General features: G+C 48.8%; 31 protein-coding genes and 2 riboswitches. Of the genes, 18 read left to right on the top strand and 13 right to left on the bottom strand.

Going from position 1 to position 23,780, the window contains the following annotated elements; translation table 11 throughout:
* Window positions 1–62: 62 nt before the first annotated feature.
* The 5 genes from QMA09_RS07510 to QMA09_RS07490 form a co-directional block, all read right to left on the bottom strand.
* Window positions 63–419, bottom strand: coding sequence for a response regulator transcription factor (locus QMA09_RS07510; RefSeq protein ID WP_135501894.1), 357 nt, complete (start codon window positions 417–419; stop codon window positions 63–65).
* A gap of 17 nt (window positions 420–436) precedes the next feature.
* Window positions 437–1,834, bottom strand: coding sequence for a glycosyltransferase family 2 protein (locus tag QMA09_RS07505; protein ID WP_135501896.1), 1,398 nt, complete (start codon window positions 1,832–1,834; stop codon window positions 437–439).
* Entirely contained in the window at window positions 1,834–2,886 is a 1,053-nt protein-coding gene (locus tag QMA09_RS07500; protein WP_290212626.1) for a HEAT repeat domain-containing protein, read from the bottom strand. Before QMA09_RS07500 ends, QMA09_RS07505 begins: the two co-directional genes overlap by 1 nt.
* A complete protein-coding gene (locus QMA09_RS07495) occupies window positions 2,883–4,487 on the bottom strand; it encodes a diguanylate cyclase (RefSeq protein ID WP_290212625.1) in 1,605 nt (534 codons plus the stop codon). The genes QMA09_RS07500 and QMA09_RS07495 overlap by 4 nt, the downstream gene beginning before the upstream one ends.
* Window positions 4,488–4,738: 251 nt before the next feature.
* A complete protein-coding gene (locus tag QMA09_RS07490; RefSeq protein WP_290212624.1) occupies window positions 4,739–5,620 on the bottom strand; it encodes an amidase in 882 nt (293 codons plus the stop codon).
* Window positions 5,621–5,665: 45 nt separating this feature from the next.
* A riboswitch (cyclic di-GMP riboswitch) is annotated at window positions 5,666–5,757 on the bottom strand.
* Window positions 5,758–5,797: 40 nt separating this feature from the next.
* Here QMA09_RS07490 and QMA09_RS07485 point away from each other — a divergent pair.
* The 7 genes from QMA09_RS07485 (at window position 5,798) to QMA09_RS07455 (ending at window position 9,050) form a co-directional block, all read left to right on the top strand.
* Window positions 5,798–5,980 (top strand): hypothetical protein, encoded by a 183-nt coding sequence (locus QMA09_RS07485; RefSeq protein WP_290212623.1) that lies wholly within the window; start codon window positions 5,798–5,800, stop codon window positions 5,978–5,980.
* Between the two features lie 151 nt (window positions 5,981–6,131).
* Window positions 6,132–7,082 carry a ribose-phosphate diphosphokinase gene (locus QMA09_RS07480; protein WP_241666127.1) on the top strand — a complete coding sequence of 317 codons (951 nt, stop codon included), beginning with the start codon at window positions 6,132–6,134 and terminating at the stop codon, window positions 7,080–7,082.
* A 153-nt stretch (window positions 7,083–7,235) separates the two neighbouring features.
* Window positions 7,236–7,472, top strand: coding sequence for a glutaredoxin family protein (locus QMA09_RS07475; RefSeq protein ID WP_290212622.1), 237 nt, complete (start codon window positions 7,236–7,238; stop codon window positions 7,470–7,472).
* A gap of 12 nt (window positions 7,473–7,484) precedes the next feature.
* Window positions 7,485–7,745 (top strand): metal-sensing transcriptional repressor, encoded by a 261-nt coding sequence (locus QMA09_RS07470; RefSeq protein WP_290212621.1) that lies wholly within the window; start codon window positions 7,485–7,487, stop codon window positions 7,743–7,745.
* A gap of 25 nt (window positions 7,746–7,770) precedes the next feature.
* Complete coding sequence (locus QMA09_RS07465) at window positions 7,771–8,067, top strand: rhodanese-like domain-containing protein (RefSeq protein ID WP_135501906.1); 297 nt, start codon at window positions 7,771–7,773, stop codon at window positions 8,065–8,067.
* Window positions 8,046–8,435: a rhodanese-like domain-containing protein gene (locus QMA09_RS07460; RefSeq protein WP_290212620.1), complete on the top strand. Its 390-nt coding sequence runs from the start codon at window positions 8,046–8,048 to the stop codon at window positions 8,433–8,435. Before QMA09_RS07465 ends, QMA09_RS07460 begins: the two co-directional genes overlap by 22 nt.
* Before the next feature lie 165 nt (window positions 8,436–8,600).
* Complete coding sequence (locus tag QMA09_RS07455) at window positions 8,601–9,050, top strand: methionine sulfoxide reductase (protein WP_290212619.1); 450 nt, start codon at window positions 8,601–8,603, stop codon at window positions 9,048–9,050.
* Between the two features lie 216 nt (window positions 9,051–9,266).
* On the opposite strand, the gene QMA09_RS07450 is transcribed toward QMA09_RS07455, so the two are convergent.
* The 3 genes from QMA09_RS07450 to QMA09_RS07440 all read right to left on the bottom strand — a co-directional run bounded on the left by QMA09_RS07450 (window position 9,267) and on the right by QMA09_RS07440 (window position 11,101).
* Complete coding sequence (locus QMA09_RS07450; RefSeq protein ID WP_290212618.1) at window positions 9,267–9,671, bottom strand: hypothetical protein; 405 nt, start codon at window positions 9,669–9,671, stop codon at window positions 9,267–9,269.
* Complete coding sequence (locus tag QMA09_RS07445) at window positions 9,668–10,030, bottom strand: hypothetical protein (protein WP_290212617.1); 363 nt, start codon at window positions 10,028–10,030, stop codon at window positions 9,668–9,670. Before QMA09_RS07445 ends, QMA09_RS07450 begins: the two co-directional genes overlap by 4 nt.
* A gap of 204 nt (window positions 10,031–10,234) precedes the next feature.
* On the bottom strand, window positions 10,235–11,101 hold the full coding sequence (locus tag QMA09_RS07440; protein WP_290212616.1) for a metallophosphoesterase family protein: 867 nt from the start codon (window positions 11,099–11,101) through the stop codon (window positions 10,235–10,237).
* 206 nt (window positions 11,102–11,307) lie between these two features.
* Here QMA09_RS07440 and QMA09_RS07435 point away from each other — a divergent pair, with 206 nt between their 5' ends.
* The 5 genes from QMA09_RS07435 to QMA09_RS07415 all read left to right on the top strand — a co-directional run bounded on the left by QMA09_RS07435 (window position 11,308) and on the right by QMA09_RS07415 (window position 13,850).
* Window positions 11,308–11,667: a DUF4181 domain-containing protein gene (locus QMA09_RS07435; protein ID WP_290212615.1), complete on the top strand. Its 360-nt coding sequence runs from the start codon at window positions 11,308–11,310 to the stop codon at window positions 11,665–11,667.
* A gap of 98 nt (window positions 11,668–11,765) precedes the next feature.
* A complete protein-coding gene (locus tag QMA09_RS07430; protein ID WP_135501924.1) occupies window positions 11,766–12,128 on the top strand; it encodes a hypothetical protein in 363 nt (120 codons plus the stop codon).
* A 36-nt stretch (window positions 12,129–12,164) separates the two neighbouring features.
* The gene (locus tag QMA09_RS07425; RefSeq protein WP_135501925.1) at window positions 12,165–12,542 is read left to right on the top strand and encodes a DUF4181 domain-containing protein; all 378 of its coding nucleotides are present in this window, start codon (window positions 12,165–12,167) and stop codon (window positions 12,540–12,542) included.
* A gap of 77 nt (window positions 12,543–12,619) precedes the next feature.
* Window positions 12,620–13,297 carry a protein kinase family protein gene (locus QMA09_RS07420; RefSeq protein ID WP_290212614.1) on the top strand — a complete coding sequence of 226 codons (678 nt, stop codon included), beginning with the start codon at window positions 12,620–12,622 and terminating at the stop codon, window positions 13,295–13,297.
* Window positions 13,298–13,430: 133 nt separating this feature from the next.
* Window positions 13,431–13,850, top strand: coding sequence for a YybH family protein (locus QMA09_RS07415; protein WP_290212613.1), 420 nt, complete (start codon window positions 13,431–13,433; stop codon window positions 13,848–13,850).
* 71 nt (window positions 13,851–13,921) lie between these two features.
* Here QMA09_RS07415 and QMA09_RS07410 read toward each other — a convergent pair whose 3' ends face one another.
* Window positions 13,922–14,548, bottom strand: coding sequence for a hypothetical protein (locus QMA09_RS07410; RefSeq protein ID WP_135501931.1), 627 nt, complete (start codon window positions 14,546–14,548; stop codon window positions 13,922–13,924).
* Window positions 14,549–14,697: 149 nt separating this feature from the next.
* Here QMA09_RS07410 and QMA09_RS07405 point away from each other — a divergent pair, with 149 nt between their 5' ends.
* From QMA09_RS07405 to QMA09_RS07395, 3 genes are all read left to right on the top strand, one after another.
* Window positions 14,698–15,087 carry an RDD family protein gene (locus QMA09_RS07405; RefSeq protein ID WP_135501933.1) on the top strand — a complete coding sequence of 130 codons (390 nt, stop codon included), beginning with the start codon at window positions 14,698–14,700 and terminating at the stop codon, window positions 15,085–15,087.
* A gap of 17 nt (window positions 15,088–15,104) precedes the next feature.
* The gene (locus tag QMA09_RS07400; protein ID WP_135501935.1) at window positions 15,105–15,827 is read left to right on the top strand and encodes a class I SAM-dependent methyltransferase; all 723 of its coding nucleotides are present in this window, start codon (window positions 15,105–15,107) and stop codon (window positions 15,825–15,827) included.
* 140 nt (window positions 15,828–15,967) lie between these two features.
* A complete protein-coding gene (locus tag QMA09_RS07395; protein ID WP_290212612.1) occupies window positions 15,968–17,026 on the top strand; it encodes an LLM class flavin-dependent oxidoreductase in 1,059 nt (352 codons plus the stop codon).
* A 43-nt stretch (window positions 17,027–17,069) separates the two neighbouring features.
* On the opposite strand, the gene QMA09_RS07390 is transcribed toward QMA09_RS07395, so the two are convergent.
* A complete protein-coding gene (locus QMA09_RS07390) occupies window positions 17,070–17,732 on the bottom strand; it encodes a sulfite oxidase-like oxidoreductase (RefSeq protein ID WP_290212644.1) in 663 nt (220 codons plus the stop codon).
* A gap of 80 nt (window positions 17,733–17,812) precedes the next feature.
* Window positions 17,813–17,920: riboswitch (SAM riboswitch) on the bottom strand.
* A 283-nt stretch (window positions 17,921–18,203) separates the two neighbouring features.
* On the opposite strand from QMA09_RS07390, the gene QMA09_RS07385 reads away from it, so the two are divergent.
* Window positions 18,204–19,571, top strand: a complete 1,368-nt coding sequence (locus QMA09_RS07385; RefSeq protein WP_290212611.1) for a copper amine oxidase — start codon at window positions 18,204–18,206, stop codon at window positions 19,569–19,571.
* A gap of 153 nt (window positions 19,572–19,724) precedes the next feature.
* Window positions 19,725–20,540, top strand: a complete 816-nt coding sequence (ytvA, locus tag QMA09_RS07380) for a YtvA family blue-light photoreceptor (RefSeq protein WP_290212610.1) — start codon at window positions 19,725–19,727, stop codon at window positions 20,538–20,540.
* 358 nt (window positions 20,541–20,898) lie between these two features.
* Here ytvA and QMA09_RS07375 read toward each other — a convergent pair whose 3' ends face one another.
* On the bottom strand, window positions 20,899–21,177 hold the full coding sequence (locus QMA09_RS07375; protein ID WP_290212609.1) for a DUF805 domain-containing protein: 279 nt from the start codon (window positions 21,175–21,177) through the stop codon (window positions 20,899–20,901).
* 57 nt (window positions 21,178–21,234) lie between these two features.
* On the opposite strand from QMA09_RS07375, the gene QMA09_RS07370 reads away from it, so the two are divergent.
* Entirely contained in the window at window positions 21,235–21,528 is a 294-nt protein-coding gene (locus QMA09_RS07370; RefSeq protein ID WP_290212608.1) for a hypothetical protein, read from the top strand.
* Window positions 21,529–21,587: 59 nt separating this feature from the next.
* Here QMA09_RS07370 and QMA09_RS07365 read toward each other — a convergent pair whose 3' ends face one another.
* Window positions 21,588–21,920 carry an ArsR/SmtB family transcription factor gene (locus QMA09_RS07365; RefSeq protein WP_483313547.1) on the bottom strand — a complete coding sequence of 111 codons (333 nt, stop codon included), beginning with the start codon at window positions 21,918–21,920 and terminating at the stop codon, window positions 21,588–21,590.
* Between the two features lie 23 nt (window positions 21,921–21,943).
* On the bottom strand, window positions 21,944–23,716 hold the full coding sequence (locus tag QMA09_RS07360; protein WP_290212605.1) for a SulP family inorganic anion transporter: 1,773 nt from the start codon (window positions 23,714–23,716) through the stop codon (window positions 21,944–21,946).
* Window positions 23,717–23,780: the final 64 nt, after the last annotated feature.

Here is a 23,780-nt window from a genome sequence, read left to right as displayed (position 1 = left end):
CGAATTTTAACGCCACGACAACAAAAAAACGAACAGGCCCATAATGGGCTTGTTCGTTTTTTTCAGGAAGCGAGTATTTTCTCTACAAGTGTCAGCAATTCCATCGGGCTGAACGGCTTGGACATGAAATAATCCGCCCCTTTTAGGATGGCTTGTTCGCGGTCTGCGTCTTGCGCTTTGGCCGTCAGCATCAGCACACGGGTGTTGTTCTGGTCTTTCCGGACTTCTTCAAGCACTTCGATGCCGGTCAGATGAGGCATCATATAATCGAGGACAATGAGGTCGTAATCGTTTTCCCTGATTTTTTGCAGCGCTTCTTTGCCGTCTTCGGCTTCTTCGATTTTGAAATCGTCTTCGAGTGTATCGGTGATAAGGATGCGCAAGATGTCTTCGTCATCTGCCACTAATATTTTTTTCATAGCTGTACCTCCTTAAACTAAGATGAAATGCCTTTGCGTTTCATGTCGCCCCAATGGGCTTTTTTCTGGAACGCCGCGAAAATGCCTTGGACGCGCCACAGCACCATCAGCGGGCGGTACCAAAAAGCCTCCGTCAGCGCCCAGAAATACAGGCGCGCGAGATGGGACGCTTTCGGGTATTTGTGGAGCGTCAATTCTTCCAGCAGCACGGCCAATGCTGAAATGAGCGAGCCGTAGAAGATGGTCACCAAGAACAGCACGCCGGCCGTATTCGGGTCGACGAGCGAGAAGAAAAAGCCGCCGAAGATGATGAAATAACCGGTAAACTCGAATACGGCACCGAGAAGTTCGACAAACAGGAAATAGGGCATCGACACCAAACCGATGGCTCCGTATTTCGGGTTCAGCATCATTTTTTTATGGGACCAAAGCGTTTCGAATAATCCGCGCTGCCAGCGGATCCGCTGCGACCGGAGAACTTCGAGCGATTCGGGGGCTTCGGTCCAGCACACAGGGTCGGGGATGTATTCAATGCGCTGCTTGGACTTTTCTTCGCGCAGCAGGCGGTGCAGGCGCACCACCAATTCCATGTCTTCGCCCACGGTGTTTTTATTGTAGCCGCCGGCTTGTATCACGCGTTCTTTGTTGAAAACGCCGAAAGCGCCGGACACGATGAGCAAAATGTTCAAATGGCTCAAGGCGAGGCGGCCAATCAAAAAGGCGCGGAAATACTCGACGATCTGCATCAGCACAACGGGATTCTTTGGCAAGTCGATGATTTCGACTTTGCTGCGCGAAATGGTGGAGCCATTGGCAATGCGGACAGAGCCGCCGGTGACGATGATCTGGCCATCCGACTCGATGATCGGTTTCATCGTTTTCAACAAGCCGTCATTTTCCAGGATCGAATCGCCGTCGATGGCGCAGAAATAAGGGTAAGAAGACAAGTTGACGCCTGCGTTGAGTGCGTCCGCTTTTCCGCCATTGGCTTTTTTGATCAAACGGATATACGGGAAGACCGTCGATTGGTAAATGGCCGTGATTTCGGCTGTTTCAATGTGGGTGCGGACAGCGAAAGGGATCTGTTTCATGTTGAACGCTTCGATCATGCGCTCGGATGTCTGGTCTTTCGAACCGTCGTCGATGACGATAACTTCTTTTTCAGGGTATTCCAGTGCCAGCAGCGAGCGGACGGTGCTGACCACGCCGACTTCTTCGTTATAGGCAGGAACCAGGATCGATACGGGATACGTGTTCTGGTTGCCCAGGAAATCTTCGGTCGATTCTCTGCGATCGAGTTTGTCTTCTCTTTTCACTTTTCGGAATGCCAGCAAAAAAAGAAGCAGGTAGCTCAAGCTTGAAAACAGCATATACGCAATGATGACATACGCTGCAATTTGGAAAAAGGCATGCATTAGTTTTCACTTCCTAAAAGGGACGATTTCCACTGGCTTGCCATGTCCCGGGCAAAGCGGTCCGGATGGGTGGCGGCTAAATGGGCAATAAGGATATCTCCATCCGCAAATTGCACCAGCGCTTCGGCAGCGGAATAGCGGACCCACCAAACCGAATCGCCCAGCAGCTCGCTGAGTGTTTCTTTAAAGCGGGACAATTGCAGCCTGCCGGCAATGCGGGAAGCGAACATCCGCTCCTGCCAGGAAAGCGACTGGAAAAATGGCAGCAATAAGCTCGGGTCGGTGATGAATTGCAAATGGAAAATGGCTTTTAATGCCTGTATGCGCATCTCGCTGTCTTTGTTTTGCATCTCGCTTTCGATGCGTGGAAGAAACGCGATCAATCCGGCCACGCCGATATAAGAAATGGCCGCGTGCTTCAATGTCTTGTTGTTTGTTTCATTCCGCAAAGCGGCGCTCAGCTCTTGTGACCGCGTGTGCTCTTCCAGGCGCTTGAAGATATCCAGGTAAAGGCGCACCGGCGCATCGGGATATTGCGCCAGCACGGACAGCGTTTCGGGCTCATTCAAAGAAGCCAAGGTTCGAAGCAGCTGCTGCGTTTCCTGGTCCAAGAGAGTGGTTTTTCGGAGTTTTTCTTTCAGCATCGGCGCCAGCGACTGCATATGGAAATCTTCGATAAAGTACAGGGTGTTCATCCGGATCGCCCAGTTCCTCCGCGTCAGCTGTTTGGCGTAGCGCTCTGTCAAAAAATCTTCCGACAATTGGGCGACAAGCGGGGAAGTGGTGCTGCCTTTCGCCACTGACACATAGCCATTCAGCAAGCGCTGAAGAACGACTGTCTGGTGGGGAGTGCTGCGGATTTCCTGCAGGAACCGGTCATCGGCAGGGTCCATCATATAAGAGCTGAAGGACTCGGTTAAGTCTTCATATTGTTCGTTGATCGTCCGTTCTTTTTCCGACAGCCTGTGTTTGCGCAGCGCCAGCATGAGCAACAGGACAAGCTGGCTGAGGAATAGGAAGACATTCAGGAGCCAAAAAGAATAAATGGTCAATTGAACATCCTCATGGTAAGCCGCTGAACGCGTGCCACGATTTCCTGTGCATAAAATGGTTTGAGGATGTAATCGTCTGCGCCGCTCTTTAACGCCAAGACGATGTCGGATTCGTTGTTGCGGGAAGTCAGCATGGAAATGACGATGTTTTCGTGCGGGTACTGGCTGCGCACTTGGTTCAACACTTCCAGGCCATCCATTTTCGGCATGACGCCATCGAGCAAGATCATGTAATTCTCGTCCGGTTTGTACCAGTCGGATTCAACGAAACTGGCACCGTCCGTATATTCATCGATATAAATGTCAAAGTCATCGGGCTTCCAGCCTGAAAATTGCCTCGACACCAATTTGCGCACGAGTGAATCGTCGTCGACGATGATGATGTTGAGGTGGCGCCGCAAGTCATCGTTTGACAGTTCGTAGACAATCGTCTGGTTTCGCCCATTCTTTTTCGCTTGGTACAACGCCTGGTCTGCCATGCTCACCAACGTGTCCTGTTTCAGGCGGTATTCGCTGATGCCGGCGGAAAAGTTCACTTGGAACGGCTCGGAGGCAAGGGACGAAAAATCGCTTTCAGCAAAAGCAGAGCGGATGCGGTCGACTAAACTGGCGGCAGCCTGTGCTTTTGTGTCCGGCAGGATTAAGGCAAATTCTTCTCCGCCGTAGCGGAAGAAATAATCCGATTCCCGTTTCATGTCCAAGACGAGCTGGCTGAATGCCTGCAGCACTTTATCCCCGACCGGGTGTCCGTAGGTATCGTTGACTTTCTTGAAATGGTCGAGGTCCATCAAGACGAGGGTGAAGGCGCTCCGGGTCCGTTCCGCCAAAGTCGTCATGTGCGCCAGGATGTTATTGAAATACTTCCGGTTGCCGGCGCCTGTCAGTTCATCGAAAAGCGTCCCTTTTGAAATCGCTTCTTGGTTTTGCAGACGGTTCATGACGTAAGCGGTAAAAAAGGGCATCTTCAAAGGTTTGGCAAGAAAATCGGTTGCGCCGATTTCCATTGTGCGGATCTGGTTTTCGATGCGGCCATCGGCACTGGTTACAGCAATCGGCAGGTAGCGGCTTTTCGCCGCTTCGGAAATCCGGGCAGCGAGCTCAAATCCATCCACATCGGGCAATTGCAGATCGACAAGGACCATCTGCGGCTGCAGGGTATAGAAAAACTCCATGCCTTTTTTGCCGGTAAGTGCAATAACGGCCGGAATGCCTTTTTCTTCGAGGGATTCTTTGATGGAAGAAGCAAACTCGGCGTCCGCGTCAATGATCAAGACGAATGACTCTTTCACCGGGGCATCTTGTGTGGCGTCCACGGCTGCTGGCGAATCAGGGGCGTCTGTTGTGAAAAAGGCTGCCAAAGCGGCCATGAGGGCATTCACTGATTCGATCGGCAGCAGCGCGGTGCTGTCTTCTGCGAAAAACGCCATTTGCGCGCCGCAAAACTCGGACAGTTCCATAAGTCCGATGGTTCCTGCCGTGCCTTTCATCGTATGTAAAAACCGGTAAATTTCCCGTTCGGGTATGTGCGGCTGGGCCGTCCATTTGGAGAAATCCTGCTCCATCCGGTTGGCAAGCATTGCTTTATAATTTATTGGGGACATCCCAATTCACCTACTTAATAAAGATTTAACTGTTTGTTATTATACTCTATTGATCTATGGAATATAATAAATTTCAACCATAATATGTAAAGTTGTGTATAAATAGAAAATTTTTTATTTCATAAATCTCGGGGAGATCGGCTTATGCCTGTTTCATTGCAGCTGTTTTTGGCGCCTGATAGGGAGAGAGATTGACGGATAGCCGACAAAAAAAGACCTGTTGATGGCATGCATCAACAGGTCTTATGTGTTTATGGCTGCAGCGCCAGCCAGCTGCCAACGTGGTGAATGGCATTTCCTTTGTACGCCGGATTTCCTGCGTAATGGGCAGCGACTTTGGCCAATTCCTGCTCCATGAAGGCTTCGCCTTCTTCGGCAAAGGTGATGATGCTGCCTTCGTCGGTGGTGCCGGTTTCTACGCCGACGACAATACTTTTGCCGAGGCGCTGGGCCATGGCGATTTCGTTTTTGACGATGTCGATGATCATCGGCGCGGAATCGCGGTACGCCATAATCGTAACGCCGTCCGTGTTGGCGATGATCCATTCAGCGAGCAGGCCGCTGCCGAATGTGTTTTTGTATTTAATCTCATCAAACCAAAAAGGCATATCGGCTTCTAGCGGAAGTGCCAGTTTAGCGGTACTGGTGCGGGCTCTTTGGACAAGCGTTTGATACGCTTTGACCGTGGCTGCCCGGTTGGTGTTCCAGCCGCTGTATAAATACGGTTCGACGTCCAAATGGACACCCGCAAAGCGTGCGTTTACAGCTGCCTGCGTTTGGTAATCAGCCAGCCATGCCATGAGGCGGTCTTGGTTTACATAGCCCTTCGGCGCGACCCATGAAGGGGCTCCGTCGAGCGCATAAACGTCGATTCCCAGCGCTTTCGCTTTGCCGATGAAACTGCCGTAGGCGGCCTTTGGCACGTCCCGGTCGATTTGGACATAGACTTTGTTCAGTTGTTTGCTTTCCAGAAAAGCCAATGTGCCGGCTTCGTCGCTGACGAACATCCAGGGATTCCAAAGCCACGTTGCACGTGCTTGCTGGGGAACTTCACTTGCTTCAGCCTGGTTCGGGCTCGTAAAGGCCATCAATGAAACGACTGCCATGACAATCACCATCACTTTTTTCCACATATTTAATTTCCTCCATTCTGTCAGCCGAGGCCCACAGAATGGAAGCCTGGCAGCTTGACGACCGTGCACCGAGTGATCAGTGTGTAGGCTCATAGCTTTGCGTCCTTCCCTTTCGGATAAGTTTGCCTTTTTCAGATTATTTTTGTTTATTGTACGCCTGCGAATGACTTTAGTCCAATGAAAATTGAACTAGTGAGGAAGTTTTATTTTTTACCGGTTTTTCCGGTTCCCAAACTGGGGCAAAAGTATTTTGCCGCTGTGCTTTTTGCCCGAAAGAAAGCTTTGTTTGCAACAAATGTCTCTTCACTTGCAGCAGCAAATCAGCTCTTTTCTATGCCCAATGCGGCGTATAAATCTTGAATCCTTTATTGTGCCACGTCATTTGCAGGGAAATGCCCCTGGAAGTTGGCGAAAACCCGGTCAAACGGTTATTATGAAAGCAACTGCTATGAATTGCAGGGCTGGAGAAACAGCTTGTAAATACCAATTTTGTGCGGAGGGGGATTCGACATTGCCATATCAATTACGAAAAAACTTTAAGTTGTTTTCATTAAATTCAAATCCCGAATTAACCAAGGAAATCGCGGATTTGCTGGGCTGTGAGCTTGGGAAAAGCTCCATCACGCGTTTCAGTGACGGGGAAGTCCAGATTCACTTGGAGGAAAGTGTGCGGGGAGCGGAAGTTTACCTCGTGCAATCGACATCCCAGCCAAGCAACGAGCATGTCATGGAATTATTGATCATGATCGATGCGCTGAAGCGGGCATCCGCAGAAACGATCAATGTCGTCATTCCGTATTACGGTTATGCGCGCCAGGACCGCAAAGCGAGTTCACGCGAGCCAATCACGGCCAAACTGGTGGCCAATATGCTGGAAACCGCAGGAGCCACTCGCATCATCACGATGGACCTCCATGCGCCGCAGCTCCAGGGCTTTTTCGATATGCCGGTGGACCAGCTGCTGGGTGAAACGATTTTAGCGGCGCATTTCCAGGAAAAAGGATTGGAAGATGCCATCGTTGTCGCGCCGGATAACGGCGGTCTGGGCAGAGCCCGTAAGCTGGCAAACGATTTGGATGTGCCGATCGGCTTTATCGACAAGCGCCGGATGAATCCTGGCGAGCCTGAAACGATCAACATCGTCGGCGATATCCAAGGCAAAAATGCCATCATCATCGTCGACATCATCGATACGGCAACGACTGTCGCATTGGCGGCTAATGTGCTTGTCGAAAGAGGTGCAAAAGCCGTTTATGCGTGCTGCACGCATGCGGTTCTTTCCGGCAATTCGGTTCAGCTGATCGAAGATTCGGCCATCACGGAACTGGTTGTCACGAACACCATCCGCATCCCTGAGGAAAAACGCATTCCGAAAATCACGATCCTGTCCGTCGCGCCTTTATTGGCGGAAGCGATCGAACACGTCCATAACGAAAAGCCTGTAACTCCGCTGTTTGAATAAAATGAATGAATATCTAAATGCCGGTTCACGACGAACCGGTATTTTTTTATTGAATAAATCATTTATTCCAATCCAAACACTTGCAAGCTACATACCCCCTATGGTATATTAAATATACCCAAAGGGGTATTTAATTTTGAGGAGGAAGCCAATATGTCAAACCAAGTTACAGTATACTCAACGAATACATGCCCTTATTGCACAATGATGAAAAACTTCCTGGAACAGAACCATGTTCCGTATACTGAAGTGAATGTGCAGCGCGACCCGGTCGCGGCTAACCGCCTCGTGCAGGCGACAGGCCAGATGGGCGTGCCGCAGACGAATGTCAATGGCCAATGGGTACTTGGCTTCGATCCGAACCGCGTCGCTGAATTATTGAACAAATAAGGGGTGGGGAGCATGCGGTATTCAAAATCGGTGAAGAATCGGATCGCCCGTGTGGATGGCCAGCTGGCCGGTGTTGTCCGCATGCTCGAAGAACAGCGCGGCTGTGCGGACGTTGTTGCACAGCTCAGCGCTGTCACCCATGCGCTTGACCGCACACTTGGCGTCATCGTCAGTGAGAATCTGGAGCGCTGCCTGGAAGAAAGCGGCGCGCCGGAAGACGACATGGAGTTGAAAGTGAAGAAAATGATTGAGTTATTGATGAAAACAAACTAACACAAACCATTAGGAGGAATATTACATGAAATCGATTACGACTGAAGAATTGAAAGCATTAATGGCAGAAGGCAAACAAGTGAACATCATCGACGTGCGCGAAGCGTCGGAAGTGGCTGGCGGGAAAATCCCAGGTGCTGTGAACATGCCTTTGGGCTTATTGGAATTCAAGATGAACGAATTGGACAAATCGAAAGAATACTACGTGAACTGCCTATCCGGCGGGCGCAGCAGCTCCGCTTGCCAGTTCCTGGACAACCAGGGCTATAAGGTGACAAACGTTGAAGGCGGCATGATGGCATGGGACGGCGAAATCGAGTAATGAACAAGCGATTGATGCTGCTGCTGGCAGTTTTGGGCGTATTGCTGCTGTCGGCGTGCGGCCAAGGCGCGGGCTACGAAACAATTCAAATCGACGAAGTGGCGGCGAAGCAGGAGGCGGGATACACCGTCTTGGATGTTCGCGAAGCGTATGAATATGAACAAGCACACATTCCAGGAGCGGAGAACAAACCGCTCAGCTTGCTGCAAAGCGGCGATTTTGAAGGCTTGCAAGAAGATGCGAAATATGTTGTGATCTGCCAGTCGGGCAACCGTTCGAAACAAGCCAGCGACTTGCTGCTTGAAGAAGGCTATGACTTCGTCAACGTGGCGCAGGGCATGTCTTCATGGGAAGGCGCAGTAGAATAAAAGAATAGCTTGAATGATGAAATGAAAGAGATGCCTTTTCCGCTTTATGCGGAAAAGGCATTTTTATTTGCGTGAAAAGTAGCTGTTCCCGCTGATTTCCTCTATATAGAAAGTGGCTGCGTGTATGCGGGCAGGCGGTACAAGAATATAGAGGGGGGACGCGCAATGGCACAGGAATTTGTCATCCGGAAAGTGGCGCATGACATTTACGGGGAAGTGTATCAGTTTTTGGCAGTCGATGTGGAGGCCGGCACGCAGGAGGCGGTGGACCCGTATGAATCGGGTTTGCTGCAGCGGCCGGCGCAGTTGGAACCAGCGCCCGAACTGCTGTACATCACGTCAAAACGCGGAGCGGAAGCGGAAGGTTATTACAAAGGCGAGCGTTTTGTCGTCAAGCTGGGGTCTAAATTCGCGCCATCGACTTCGCCGAAATGCCCGAAGAAATACGTGCGCCTGCGGGAAGAGCTGCTGCTCAGCAAATTGATCATTCCGCTGCATGGCAAGCTGCTGGTAATGGAAGACATCGAATTCGACAGCCCGATGTCGGCGATGGGAGCGGCAATCGGCGGCTGGGTAAGAGGCGCGCATGCCTGGAAAAAGCTCGGGAAAAAATAGAGGGGGATCGGTCTTTCGTTGTGGAAAATACTAAAAGAATTCAAAATAGAGTTATCCACCTGTGGATAAGGCAGTAAAGTATCCCGTAACGGGAAAGTTATCCCCGGTTTTGACTGGATCTATCCACATATGCAAGAAGGCCGCATCTCCATTGCCAGTGCTGACGGCAAAGGAGATGCGGTCTTTTCTATGGAGCCAATGCTTGGAAGAGGTGTTTTAGTCGTTCAGAATTTCAAGAAGCTCGGTCCGGTGGCTCTTATTTTCAACTCGCAATACGCCACTTTCGGTCGGCCATATCAAAAAAACGTTCAGTCCTGGATGATTCCAGGCATAAAAATTATCAGACATGCCATTCTCGTAATAAACCGTGATCTTGTAATCCTCACGCCGGCTCATTTCGTACTCGACATTCGTTTCACGATTCGCCCGATTGAGAAACTTCGTCACTTTCTTGAGCGTGGTTTCGTCAGTGATGATTTTTGCTTCGCCGTATTCATCGGTGCTGCTGTCGTAAGTTTGTACTTTGATGCTTTCGATATTGGAAAACCCATTCGATAAAAAGGCATACCCGCTAAGCACCACCACCGCTATGCCAATCAGTGCTAACAGCCATTTCTTCATGGACGCATCTCCTTTTCCATCAAAATTGGCTTTGAAAAGCTTCTTACCAGCAATTGTCCCAAAAAGAAAACGACTGCTAAAAATAGGACGGCACCATCTCTGCCTACCGGCTTAAACCAACCGTCATCCGAAATAAAATACATAGCCAGAATGAATGAAAAGGAGCCTGCAATAATGTTAACCAAGAATATATAAGAGATTTTAATGTAACTGGATAAAATCCCTGTTGCGACAATAAACAGCACAGTACCTACCAATAAGAAGGGTGCATCTTCGCCTTTCACGTGTTGGCCAAATTCATAAAGATGAAAGAAGAATGCTGCAGGCAGCAAGGACAAAATCAGCCATAATATTTTCATGCAAACCTCCGTGGATTAGAATAGGATTTTTAATGATTGAGGGTTAGTTAAATAAGCTCTATTAAAATTTAACATAAATATCCAAATGGCGGTTATATATTTTGGGGTGATTGAACTTTATTTTAAGAGAAAGATTTCAGTGCTGCTCATATACATAAAAGATCCGCTCTTCGAAAAATCGAAGGGCGGATCTTTGTTTTATTTCTATAACTGTTTGGCGCTTGCCGATACTTGCTTCAAAATCGGGATCACATGATTCGTGCCTGCCGCTTCGACGGCCGATTCGCGCTTCAGCTCGAAATGGCTGATGGCGTTGCCGATCGTTACGGCGCGTTTATTGAGCTCGAAATCGTGCAGATCGATAAAGTCGATGGTGATCGAGTCCTCCGAGATTTCGATGAGGCGCATGGCCTGTTCATCGAGTATAGCGGCGATCTGCAGGAAATGCCATTGCTCGCGTGCGGCGGTGGAGTTGACGTGGTTATGGCCATTGACGTAGAGGCCGCTGCCGGCTTTTTTGCTCAGGATGTCCCAGACGGGGATATTCGGCGGGATGCTGCGCTTGTCGCGCGTGGAATTTGCCGTTGTGCCGTGGACGGGATGGTGGCCAAAGACGATGAGCGGCTTGTCGCTGGAATTGGCAACCGTGGTTTCGAGCCATTCGAGCTGCTCGGCATCGAGAGTGCCGCCCCAGTCGGTGAAATCCTGTTCTCTTGCCGTGTCGAGGAATGCCAATGCAGCAGTGTCTGCTTCAATGAGCTGAAAACGCGGCTGTCCGGTCGCTGCCAACACTTCGCGGCGCGGCATAGCATAGGCGTCGTGGTTGCCAAGGACCTGGATGAACGGTTTTTGGTGGCCATTGATGATGGCGTAGACTTCCTCGAACTCATTGCGCCAGCCGAAATTCGTCAAGTCGCCAATGGATACGTACAGATCAGCCGGTACCGAAAAGAATTGTTCCAGGAAACGCGCGTAAAACACATCGCGGTCTTCTGCGATATGGGCAGAGCCCTCTTCAAGCGCTGGATAATGCAAATCTCCCATGACGGCAATCCTCATATTCGTCTCCATCCCCTCTCACTGGTTTCTATGTCCAGTATGGCAGGTGATTGCTGAGGGGCTGTAAAGGGAGCGTAAATGTTTGTAAAGTTTACGTGTCAGAATATTCCGGAATTAATGGAACTATTCTCCAAGTTGTCCGTATAATAAAGAAGAGATAGATAGGGCAGAACTGAAGCCAGCCCATTATTTTTTACTTCAGGAAAGAGGTGGAGGGGATGGAGTTTCTTTGGCTCATCTTGTTCCTTGCAGGAATCATTGGAATATCTTTTGTGTTTGACCGGTTGATCAAAAAATGGTTTGCGATTGATGAAGAAGTACTCGAAAGTGCGTCTGCAAAGAAAATAGAAAGTTGGACAAGGTGGACAACGGTGATCGCTTTGCTCTGTCTTTTTCCGCTTGTGGCTCAAGACTTCGATGCTTATATTTTTTGGCTGCTTATGCTTCTTACGACAATTACAGCAGTCGAAGCGTTTTTTGAATGGAAGCTGTTAAAAGGGTCGAGAAAATACCAAATGACGCTCGTTTCCTATGTTTTTGGCATGCTGCTGATCATTACTATGTTGAGTTTCCGATGAAAAGTCATTCGAAGAATCGGATTTTTTCGAATCTGCTGTTCAATAAGAAGGACGACATGTGAGTAAAGTGAAACTATCGTTAAGGAAAGAGGGGCGGAATGGGATTTTTAAGTTATTTTTTATGGTTCAACGCAGCTATGCTTTTGTTGTTTATTTTAGAAGGCTTGAATCGCAAATGGTTTGCGATTGATGAAGGGGTGCTGCAAAGTGTACCTGCAGAAAAAATCGCGCGCGGCAGCAAATGGGCAATGTCTGTCGGCTTGCTAATGCTTTTCCCTGTTATGCTTCTGCAAGGCGCAGGCGCTTTTTTTATTGGATTGATGGGGATATTTACAGCTGTTGCTGGTGTGAAAGTATATTTTGAATGGAAATTGTTGAAAGGATCGAAAAAATATCAAATGACTCTCGTAACGTATGGGTTGGCCATGCTCTTTCTCTTTGGCGTAATGGGTTTTAATTAGTGAAGTGAAGATATAGGAAAGAGGAGGGGGATTGGGATGGGACTTGGCGCATTTTTACTCTTTTTAGTTGGGGGTGCAGCCGTTTTTCTTGGGCTTGAATTTGTTTTGAGAAAATGGCTGAAGGTCGAAAAAGTGAAGTTGTCTGAAACAGAGGGGAAAAAGATTGAACGCTGGGGAAGAGGCCTTATCTTGGTAGTCGGCTTATGTTTTCTGCCATTTGCATTAAGTGGAAGCCCTTGGCGCATGCTGTGGTTTTGGATTGTTTATTGGGTCGTCTTCAGTTTTTTTCAAGCATTTTTACAATGGAAATACGCCAAAGAATCAAGGGAATACATCCTGACATTGGTCTTTTTGCCTTTCTTCATTATATTTTTATTGCTAATCACGTTTTGGAGTGAAAACTCGCCAGGCTGATGCCAGAAACTGCCAAGTACATCACGCTGTCAGTCTTCTCAATTGTTCCTTTATAATAGCGAAAAGGGGGAATCGGCATGGAACAACAATGGCAAAACACGGCTAAAGCGCTGGAACTCATCACGGTAACGGAAAACCCCGATAACGAGCCGGTCACAATCGAAGGGGCGGTGGATGGATTCCGCTGCATCGGCGTCGGCACGGATGCCGCGGTGTTCCAATCGCTGTCTGCTCCCGGCTATGCATTCAAAATCTACGCAGAAGGCAAGAAAGACAAGCTCGAAGCGGAGGCGGAAGTTTACAGCAGGCTCGGCTCGTCGCCTTATTTCTCGGAATGCTATGGCGCGACGGATCGCCTATTGGTTCTGAAGTTTGAGGAAGGGCTGACGCTGTTCGATTGCCTGCTGCAGGGCGTCCGCGTACCGGAACAAGTAATCAAGGATGTTGAAAACGCCAGGGCGTATGTGCGGGAAAAAGGGCTGAATCCGCGGGATATCCACTTGAAGAACATTCTTTTGCAGGATGGCCGCGCCAAACTGCTCGATGTATCGGAATACATCAAGCCCGGCAACGATTTCCGCTGGGAGCATCTTTACAAAGCGTACCGCGAATACTACCCGCTCATCGATGGCAAACCGATGCCGTTCTGGCTGCTCGATACGATCCGCAAATGGTACCATCATTGGACCAAAATCGCGCCGTCGTTCGACGAGTTTATGCGCATCGTCTCCAAGCAGGTCAATTACCGCAAATAAAAACGCCAATAAAAACGGATCCTGCGAAGGCGGCAGGTCCGTTTTTTGCGTTGTTGAGAAAAGGCGGCATGCAGGAAGTTATGCGTCTTGTGGCGAACAATAATCCAAAGAAGTATAAAAAAGGAGGCATTTCATGTTTGCAGAAGTCAGCGATGTGTTCAAAAATTACAAGGATGCGGTATATGAAAAAGACGTCGAGAAGTTCCTCGCCCCCTATGCGCCGGATGTCCAGCTCTACGATTGCTGGAACAGCTGGGAGTATAATGGCATTGAAGAATGGAAGGCTGCCGTAACGGAATGGTTCAGCGGCCTGGAAGAAGGCATGTGGCTGCGGACGGAATTGTCTGGTGAATCCAGCAAGGAAAACACAGACCTTGCGCATGTACAGGGCAATATGAGTTTTGCGGCAGTCGACGGGGAAGGCAAGGAACTGCGGAAGATGGTCAACCGCTTTACGTTCCTGCTGGAAAAAGTGGATGGGTCTTGGCAGATTACACACGAACATTCCTCGCTGCCGATCAGCACAGAAGACAGTAAAGCGATTTTTGGATGAACGCAGTTCTGGATTGCACAAACAATAGAAAACGCCTTTGACCCGTCGGAATTCGGGCCAAGGCGTTTTTTTCATTGAGCGTTCTCCCGGTTTTCATCCGGTTGAAGCAACTGCCGATTGCCAAACAGCACCAATACCGGACCAAGGATTGGAATCCAGGCTAATGCTTTATTATGTGCATCCGGATAAAAACGGTAGACGGTATAGACGGACAAGCCCCACAGTACAAACCAGTCCACGCTCATGACCGATACCAGGCTGGAGGCGAAAAAGGCTTCGCGGTAAGCTGCCAGTGAAAATCCCTGGAGCAGCGTCAAGAGATTGCTGGCCCAAAGCACGATCAATGCACCGAGCCAGATGCGCGAAGACAGAAAACGTACGAGCCATTTAGGCGTCCGCAGCTTTTTTTGCGGCGGCTTTGCGCCGAATGCAAAATACGGCAGCAACGCGAAAGCACCGATGACGAACGAGGCGATCGCTGCGGGCCATGCGGGCCAGCGCTGGCGGTCATTGAGCAGGAGCAGCGTCAAAAAAACGGCTGGAAACAAGCCAAGCGAGTTGAAAACAGCCAGGACGAGCGGATCGATGCCTCCCAATTGCCCGCTGAAGATTTGCGTAAGGATGGGGTCGCTGTCGCCGCCGGGAGCAAGAAATACGGCATAGCCGATCAACGCGAGCCAAATTGCAAAGAAAATCACGGTCATCACCTCTTTTATTATTTATCATACAGGACCAGGGCTTAAGCCGCTACGCAGGGAAGGGGGAAATGGAAATCTGGGAAATCGCTAGGAATTCGAGTGGGCGCTGTCGAAATAGATGGAAGGTGAAAAATAGAGGAGGAAGAAAAATGAACGAGTTAACGAAGAAAAGGCTGAAAGCGATGCTGATTGACATGGCCGTATCATCTGCGGTGTCGGCTGCATTGGAGCCGCTGGTGAAAAAGAAAGTGAAGACCGGCTTTGTCCCGAACGTCATCATGCCGTCAGTTGTGTTATGGGGCTTGGAAGCGGCTGAAATCGGGCTTGCCGGGCAGACGCTCGGCCAGAAGGCGATGGGCATCAAGATTGTCACAGCAGACGGCGGAAAACCGACAACAGCTCAGCTGCTGAAACGCGCGATGCACCGGGATTCCCTCAGCAGCATGAGTTATTTGAAGGACCGCAAAAGCTTTGAAGGGAATGGCGGAGCGGTGTTCCCGCATGACCGCTACGCAGGAACGCTCGTCAAAAAACTCTAGGCAAGGGGGGACGCGCCTTGAAACTGTACAAGGAATTGGCGGATTGGTGGCCGCTCATGTCACCGCATACGGAGTATGAGGAAGAGGCGTCGCTGTATCTGGACATTATTCGGCGCCATCATCCGGAAGTGAAAAAAGCGGTGGAATTCGGATCCGGGGGCGGCAGCAATGCTTTTTACCTGAAGCAGCATTTCGCCATGACGCTGAGCGATTTGTCCGAAGATATGCTCGCAGTGAGCCGCAAGCTGAATCCGGAGCTGCCGCATCTGCAGGGCGATATGCGCACCATTGATGCGGGCACCGGTTTCGATTTGGTATTCATACACGACGCCATCATGTATTTCACGGAAACTGCCGATTTGCTTGCGGTGATGGAAAATGCGAAAAAGCATCTCCATGAGGATGGCATACTGTTCATCATGGCCGACCAGTTCACGGAAACTTTCCAGCCCACGACGAACCACGGCGGCACGGACAGCGGGGACCGCGGCATGCGCTATTTGGAATGGACATTCGACAGCAATCCGCATGACCATGCGACCGAAACGGAATACCTGTACATCCTGAAAGACAGCGGAGGCATTACGCGGGAACATGACAGTACGCGCTCGGGCTTGTTTTCCATGCCTGAATGGCGAACGCTGCTTAAGCAGGCAGGTTTTCAGGCGGAATTCGAACGCGTCGCGTATTCGTCCGAACCGGGGACTTATTTTGCGATTGTGGCGAAGCAGGCGGAGTAAACAGTGGGTGGCTTCCTGTTCCTCAGACCAAAGCCTGAACTTGGCACGCTTATGAGCGAAATAGTAACAGCCTCCTTGTGTGGCAGATATACTGATATCAGGAGAACGATTCAATCTACATAATTGAGGGGCTGTTGAATATGGAGAAATACCGCATTGACCAAAGCAAAGGCATGGAGTTCGGCATTTATACGCTGGGCGATCATTTGCCGGATCCGCATACAGGAAACCGCATCACTGCGGGGGAACGAATCAAGGAAATCATCGAAATGGCGAAGCTCGCGGACCAGGCCGGCTTGGATTTCTTCAGCGTCGGCGAAAGCCATCAGGAATTTTTCGCGACGCAGGCGCATACCGTTGTGTTGAGCGCGATAGCGCAAGCAACGAAGAACATCAAGATAGGCAGTTCATCGACAATTATCAGTACGTCCGATCCGGTGCGGGTCTATGAGGATTTTTCAACAATCGATTTGATCTCGGAAGGACGGGCGGAAATCATTGCGGGGCGCGCTTCGCGCATCGGGCTTTTTGAACTGCTCGGCTATAACGTCCAGGATTACGAGGAATTATATGAAGAAAAATTCAAGCTCCTGCTCGAAATCAACCGCCAGGAAAAACTCAATTGGAGCGGCAAATTCCGCGCATCGCTGCGCGACGCTGAAGTGATTCCGCGTCCGCATGACGGCTCTTTGCCGATCTGGCGCGCAGTCGGCGGCCATCCGTCGAGTGCCATCAAGGCAGGGCAGGCGGGTGTGCCGATGATGCTCGCGACTTTGGGCGGGCCGGCTGAAAGCTTCGGGCATTCGATTGACGTCTACCGCGAAGCTCTGGCCGAAAACGGCTATGACCCTGCCGAGTTCCCGGTCGCGACGGCCGGCTTCTTCAACGCCGCGGAAACAACGCAGCAGGCATTCGAAGAAAGTTACCCACATGTGGATAAAGGCATGATGCGCACAAACGGCCGCGGTTTTCCGCAGCCCCACTTCATGCAAGGCGCGCATCCCCATCATGTGATGAATATTGGCAGCCCGCAGCAGATTATCGAAAAAATCCTCTACCAGCACGAAGTGTTCGGCCACCAGCGCTATATCGCCCAAATGGATTTCGGCGGCGTGCCATTCGGCCGGATCGAGCGCAACATCGAGCTGATTGCGACCGAAATCCTGCCGGCTGTCAAAAAATACACCGCGGTAAAATAAAACATGAAAAAAGCTCATCCATTGCGGATGAGCTTTTTTGCGTTCAATCGAATTCTTTCTTTTCCCATTCATCATCCGGAATCTCCAGGTCTTCGCCTGAAAAACGTTCTTCTTTGAATGGATCGCCGTTCAAATGGAAGCCGTTCTGTTCCCAGAAGCCGGGATGGTTCTCGTCGACAAATTCGATGCCGCGCACCCATTTGACGCTTTTCCAGAAATACAGGTGCGGCACAACAAAGCGCAGCGGGTAGCCATGCTTCGCCGTCAAAGGTTCGCCGTCCAGCGAATGGGCGAGCAGCACATCTTCACGGTCCAGGTCGCTGAGCGCGACATTCGTCGTGTAATCGTAATCGCCGTGGAGCATGACGTATTGGCTCTTCGGCGTGACGCCGAGCGCTTTCATCAAGTCCTGGAATTTCACGCCGGTAAACGAATTATCAAAGCGCGACCAGCGCGTCACGCAATGGATATCGCGCTGCACGGTCGTCTGCGGCAATTCCATAATGTCCTGATACGACAGCGTCACTGCCTGCTCGACGCGGCCATAAATTTTCAGCGTCCACTCGTCCATATTGTATTCTGGCACTTCGCCTTCATGCAAAACAGGGAAGCGCTCGGTCAGCACTTGGCCGGGCGGCAAGCGGTCAGCGAGTGCGGGATCGGCCACCGGCACGCGGGTCCGTTTGATGCGGTCTGCTTTGTTCAACTTCATCCAATCACTCCTCGACACAAAAAAACTCCCCCTCGCGAGAGGAAGAGTTAAGCGCCTTAGCAAGAACAGACTCTCCCTCATCTCTCAAAGCATCGCTGCTTTGTTGGATTTGGCACCATACTAGTCAAACTAGCGGTTGCCGGGCGTCATCGGGCCAGTCCCTCTGCCTCTCTTGATAAGGTTTCGTAATTTTATGTATTTTTTTTGATAAGACTTATTCTATCCAATTTGATGAGGGATGACAATGATGTTGGAGAATTTATTTGAATAAAATCTTTTTGGACCGCCGTTCAGATTGAAAAAAATCGGCTTTCTTCTATATAAGGTAAATTGGTCAGGTGGAAAGATCACAGGAAAGAAAAAAAGAATTTTAAGTTTTTTAAAAAAAGAGTGATCTAAAAATGAACCACGTGCGTTTTGTAGTCAGAATCAAATAAAACACACAGAAAAAGGAGATGTTCATTTATGAAAATCAACAAATTATTAGTAGCTCTTCCACTTACATTATCACTATTGGTGCCGACAGCGGCATTGGCTGACAGCCACGGATCATCACATTCAACAACTCCAGCTTCAGGCGAAATGAGTGCAGGAACAGCAACACCAGCAGGCGAACTTCGCATTGCACTTGATACTGTTTTGACAGAGCACGCATTCTTAGCAGTAGAAGCTATGAGAAAAGGCGTTGACGGAGCAGAAGACTTCGACCAGGCATCTGGAGCATTGTTGGCAAACGCTGACGATTTGAAAGCGGCAGTCGCTTCTGTATACGGTGAAGAAGGCGCAGCTCAATTCGACGAGATCTGGAAATCACATATCGGCTATTTCGTGGATTACGTAACAGCAACAGCAAATGACGACCAAGCTGGAAAAGACCAGGCTTTGGCTGAACTTGAAGAATACAAAACAACACAATCTGAATTCTTTGATACAGCAACTGAAGGCCGTTTGCCAGCAGCAGCTGTGAGCGAAGGCTTGGATATGCACATTGACCAATTGATCAAATCGTTTGACGCTTACGTTGCAGGAGACTTTGAAACTTCATACGCTCTTGAGCGCGAGTCGATCCAACACATGAGCATGTTCGCTGAAACATTGTCAATCGCGATCACTGACCAATTTGCTGACAAATTCGAAAACACAAACCCGGACACACCGGCAATCGATCTACGCGCTTCATTGAACACAACGTTCACTGAGCATGCTGGATTAGCAGTAATGGCTATGCAAGACGGTGCTGACGGCGCTGAAAGCTTCGACCAGGCATCAGCTGCACTTTTGGCAAATGCTGACGACTTGACTGCTGCAGTAACATCCGTTTACGGTGAAGAAGCTGGGGCAGCATTCGATGAAACGTGGAAATCACACATCGGTTACTTCGTGGATTACGTAGTAGCAACAGGTGAAGGCAACGCTGAAGGACAAGAAAAAGCAAAAGCTGAACTTGACGAGTACATCGTTGAACAAGCAGCACTTCTTGATGGGGCAACTGAAGGCCGCGTACCGGCTGATGCACTTGAAGAAGGTTTGACTGCACACGTTGGACAATTGCTTGCATCATTCGATTCTTATGTAGCTGGCGACTATGACGCAGCATACAGCTCAATGCGTGAAGCTTACGCACACATGACAATGCCTGCAGCTGGCCTATCAGCAGCAATCGTTGACCAATTCCCAGAGCAATTCGGTGAAGCAGCAATGCCATCTGAAATGCCTAAAACAGGAATGGGCGGCACTGAGTCATCAACATTGCCATTCATGTGGATCCTTGCAGGATTAATGCTTGCTGGATTGACAACTACAATCGCATTGCGCACACGCAACCAACAATAAGAATAACAATCAATAGAATTGTATTAATAAAGCTAGCCTTAATTGGCTAGCTTTATTATACGTTTCTCATGTTTTAGTTTATGACGCAACTTTTAGCTTCTTATATTTGGTATTCAATTCATTCCATCCTATTAGAGACTGGAGCCATGTTTTATGAAAGATTTAAGCAAAGACACCCAAAACGCTATATTGGAAGCAATGTTGAACGGCAGCAGGGTGGCCACGGTCGTTACCGATCCCCAACAAGCTGACAATCCGATTATCTACATGAATCAAACATTTGAAAGTTTGACCGGATATGCGGAGGAAGACATTATTGGGCACAACTGCCGTTTTCTGCAAGGGCCAGGAACGAGCCCCGAAGCGATCCAACAAATTAGGGACAGTATTGCCAATAAAGTACAGACGACTGTAACGCTGAAAAACTACCACAAAGATGGAACAGCATTTTGGAATCGCTTGAATATTGAACCAGTCGTTGTGGAAGGGAAATTGTATTTTATCGGCACTCAGACCGATATCACAAAGGAAGTGGATCAGCGCCTTTTACTGGATGAAAAAGAAGAAGAAATCAACCAATTGCTTCTTCCGATTATTCCAATCCATCCCGATTTGGGAGCAGTAGCATTGGTCGGCAAAATGGATGAGAAGCGCTTCAATATCCTGACATCCAAGTTGAGCGAATTTGTGCAAGAGACGGGGACGCATCACGTCATCATCGATACAACAGGCATCATTTGGGAAGTTAATTTTCTGTATGAAAAATTAGTCGTCATCCAAGATGTATTGCGCCTCATGGGCAGCAAGCTTTACATTACCGGCATCAATTCGAAAACGGCTGTCCAAATCGCAAGCGAAAGAAGCGCGGATCAAACCCTGCTCACTTTTTCGACAATCCAGCAAGTGATAAGACAATTGAATGACAGCGTGGGCATACCGCTGCAAACCCGTCTGATGCCATTCCGATAATTAGGGATAAACCCGCAAGTGAGAATGTGCAGGGGGAAGATATAGCAATTAATGTGTGACTTGTAGATGAAAAGAAAATTGCCGGAAACAATTTCAAATCATATTTTGCCCCAGAAGCCGATGGAAATGGAAGCATCATTTCATGAGCTCTGCAATTGCGTGAATCTATTCGGGGTTCAGCATTCGTGAACAAAGAAGAGATTGCCAATAAATAATTAAATAATCCAGTGAAACAAATGAACCCCTGCAGAAAGAAAATTTCTGAAGGGGTTTTCTCATTTTATGGAAAGGTTTGGCTCTTATTCCAAAGCAAAAGGTAGGCACCCGTTTGCAAACAGGCACATGCCTTCATCAAATATTATGATACCGCTGTTTTCGGATTCATTCCGTATTCGTTCGAAGACGGTTCGCTGTCTTTGACAGTGAAAACCAATAAGATAATTGCTCCAACAAGCGGAATCAAAGTAATGAGAACCCACCAGCCGCTTTTGCCGATGTCATGAAGGCGGCGGACAGTTAAGGATAGACCTGGGATGATAATTAAAAGAGAGAAGAGAGTGCTAAGAATTCCCACGCCTTCTGCAAGTTCAAGTCCGGCCACGGCACCAATTACTGTCAATGCGATTTCCCATATCAAGTGTCAGCACCGACTGCTAAGGGAACAGGATGAATAGAAGGTATAAGGAGGGATTTTTTGTTTAACATCGCAAAAGTGGCTGCGCCTTCTGCCGTCTTGCTCGGGGTCATTCTGCTTATCGCAAATGTAGATAAAACCTACGATTTGGGGAGCATACCTTATGCGCTGATCGTTGGCGGCATCTGCGTGCTGATGATACTGGCGCTTTCCGGCAACAAGCAGCAAAGTCCATTCTGCCGCATCGGTTTCCATAACTTCATAGAAGTGGGGCAGGACAGCGGAGATATGCCATTGTATATTTACAGGTGCGAGCGGTGCAGGCTGGAGAAGAAAGTCATCAAGGCAATATAAACGAAAAACTGCAGGACCGCCGGTTTCCCGTGATCCTGCAGTTTTTAATGTCTTCACGTCTATTCTGCTCTATCCGCATCCTTGAGCCGGTCTAGCATCGTGATCGTTTCGGCTAAATGGTTATTGAAAATTTTCTTGGCCACATCCAATAATTCAATGATCAGTGGGTCCCGCAAAGAGTAAATCACACGGTTTCCTTCTTTGATGCCGGTGACGATGTTTTTCGCCCTTAAAACGGCCAGTTGCTGAGATACTGTAGAACCTTCTGTTTCAACCAATTGCTGAATTTCATTTACACTTTTATCCCCCTCAGCCAAAATCTCCAGAATTCGAATCCGAAGCGGATGGGCAAGAGCCTTGAAAAATTCTGCTTTGAAACGCTGCATTTCCATATCCAAAATAGTTTTCTTCCTTTCTAAAACTGCTCCAGGATTTTTTCGTTTTCATCTGATTTCGCTGTATCGATTTCGATTCCAGCCGAAAGAGCCGTACATTCCTTGAAGGCAAAATGCTGGCACTCCAGGCATTTATTTTTATCGAGCTGTTCTAAAGCGAAGTTGATCGCTTCTCCCGTATGCTCAAAGAAATGGTCTTCTCCAGTATAGTCATACAGCCCTGTTTTTTTCATAACATTTATCGGATGCGGTTTCATGCCGGAAATTAAGACCATCCCGTGTTTTGAAAAATCTTTGATGATGCTGGACAAATACGCTTCACCCGTTGTATCCATAAAAGGGACTTTCCCCATTCTCAATAAAAGCACTTTCGGTTTGTAATGGATTGTCTTCATGATGGTTTGCTCAAAGGCTTGGGCAGAACCAAAGAATAACGGCCCTTCGACATTATAGATGCTTATTTGCGGGCAGTCGTGGATGTCGGTAACCATATGGGTTCCTACTTTTTCGTCTTTATGGTTTGGATCCGGCAAGGCTTTCGCTGTGACGAGCAGCTCGCTCATTTGTTTGGTGAACAAAATGACCGCGAACAATAATCCGACTTCTACCGCAACCGTCAGGCTCACAAAGACGGTCAATAAAAACGTTGCAACGAGAACCAGGGAATCTGCTGTTTTCGTTTTTAAGAGATTGATGAATACATGCCTTTCGCTCATATTCCAGGCGACGACCATCAATACCGGTGCCATGCTGGCCAAGGGGATCGTCGAAGCGTAAGGCGCAAAAAGGAGCAGCACCAAGAAAACGACAACCCCATGGATCATGCCGGAAAAAGGGGTAACTGCTCCGTTTTTGATATTCGTGGCAGTCCGGGCAATTGCGCCGGTAGCCGGGATCCCGCCGAATAACGGCGTAACCATGTTGGCAATGCCTTGGCCGATCAGCTCTCTATTGCTGTTATGCTTGCTGTTGGTCATGCCGTCAGCGACAACCGCAGATAAGAGAGATTCAATTCCGCCGAGCATGGCAATGACAAAAGCGGGCCCAATCAGAAGCCCTATGCGTTCTAAAGTGATTTCGGGAAAGCGGAATTCCGGAAGGGTGTTTGGAATTTCCCCAAAGGCCGAACCGATTGTCGCGACTTCAGCCGGGAAGAAAACAGTTGCTGCGATGGTTGAAACCAATAAGCCGATTAAAGGGCCAGGAACTTTCGGAACAAGCTTTGGTGTCAGTAAAATCGCAATCAGACAAATGACAGCGGTTAACACGCTGTAAAAATTGACGGTTTCTATGTGAAGCGCGATTTCTTTTACATTCAATAGAAAAGATTCATGCTTTTCTATGCCGCTCAATCCCAGGAAGTTTGCAATTTGCCCGACAAAAATAATCACTGCGATCCCAGAGGTGAAGCCGATTGTGACGGGGCGTGGTATATATTTTATCAATGAACCCAGTTTGAAAACACCCATAAGAAACAAAAGAATGCCGGCTAAAAATCCAGCAAGCAATAAACTTTCATAGCCGTATGTGAGGACAATGGAAAATAAGATGGGGATAAATGCTCCGGTCGGGCCGCCAATTTGAAATTTGGATCCGCCGAATATCGAAATGAGAATACCGGCAATGAGTGTGGTGTAGATGCCGTATTCCGGATTGACCCCCGAAGCAATGGCAAAAGCCATCCCTAACGGAATCGCGATGACTCCTACCACTAATCCGGATAAAAGGTCCTTTTTAAAACTTTGAAATGAATAGTCTGCGTATCTTCCAGTGAAAAACGACTTCTTCTCCATACAAAGACCTTCTCTTTTGTTTTATAGTATATCTGATTATTTGAATACTGTGTAATACGAATAT

The sequence above is a fragment of the Planococcus sp. APC 3906 genome (assembly GCF_030407685.1).
In the GTDB taxonomy this organism is placed as follows: domain Bacteria; phylum Bacillota; class Bacilli; order Bacillales_A; family Planococcaceae; genus Planococcus; species Planococcus koreensis.
The sequence above is the reverse complement of the archived record's forward strand: the minus strand, read 5'-3'. Positions and strand labels throughout refer to the sequence as shown.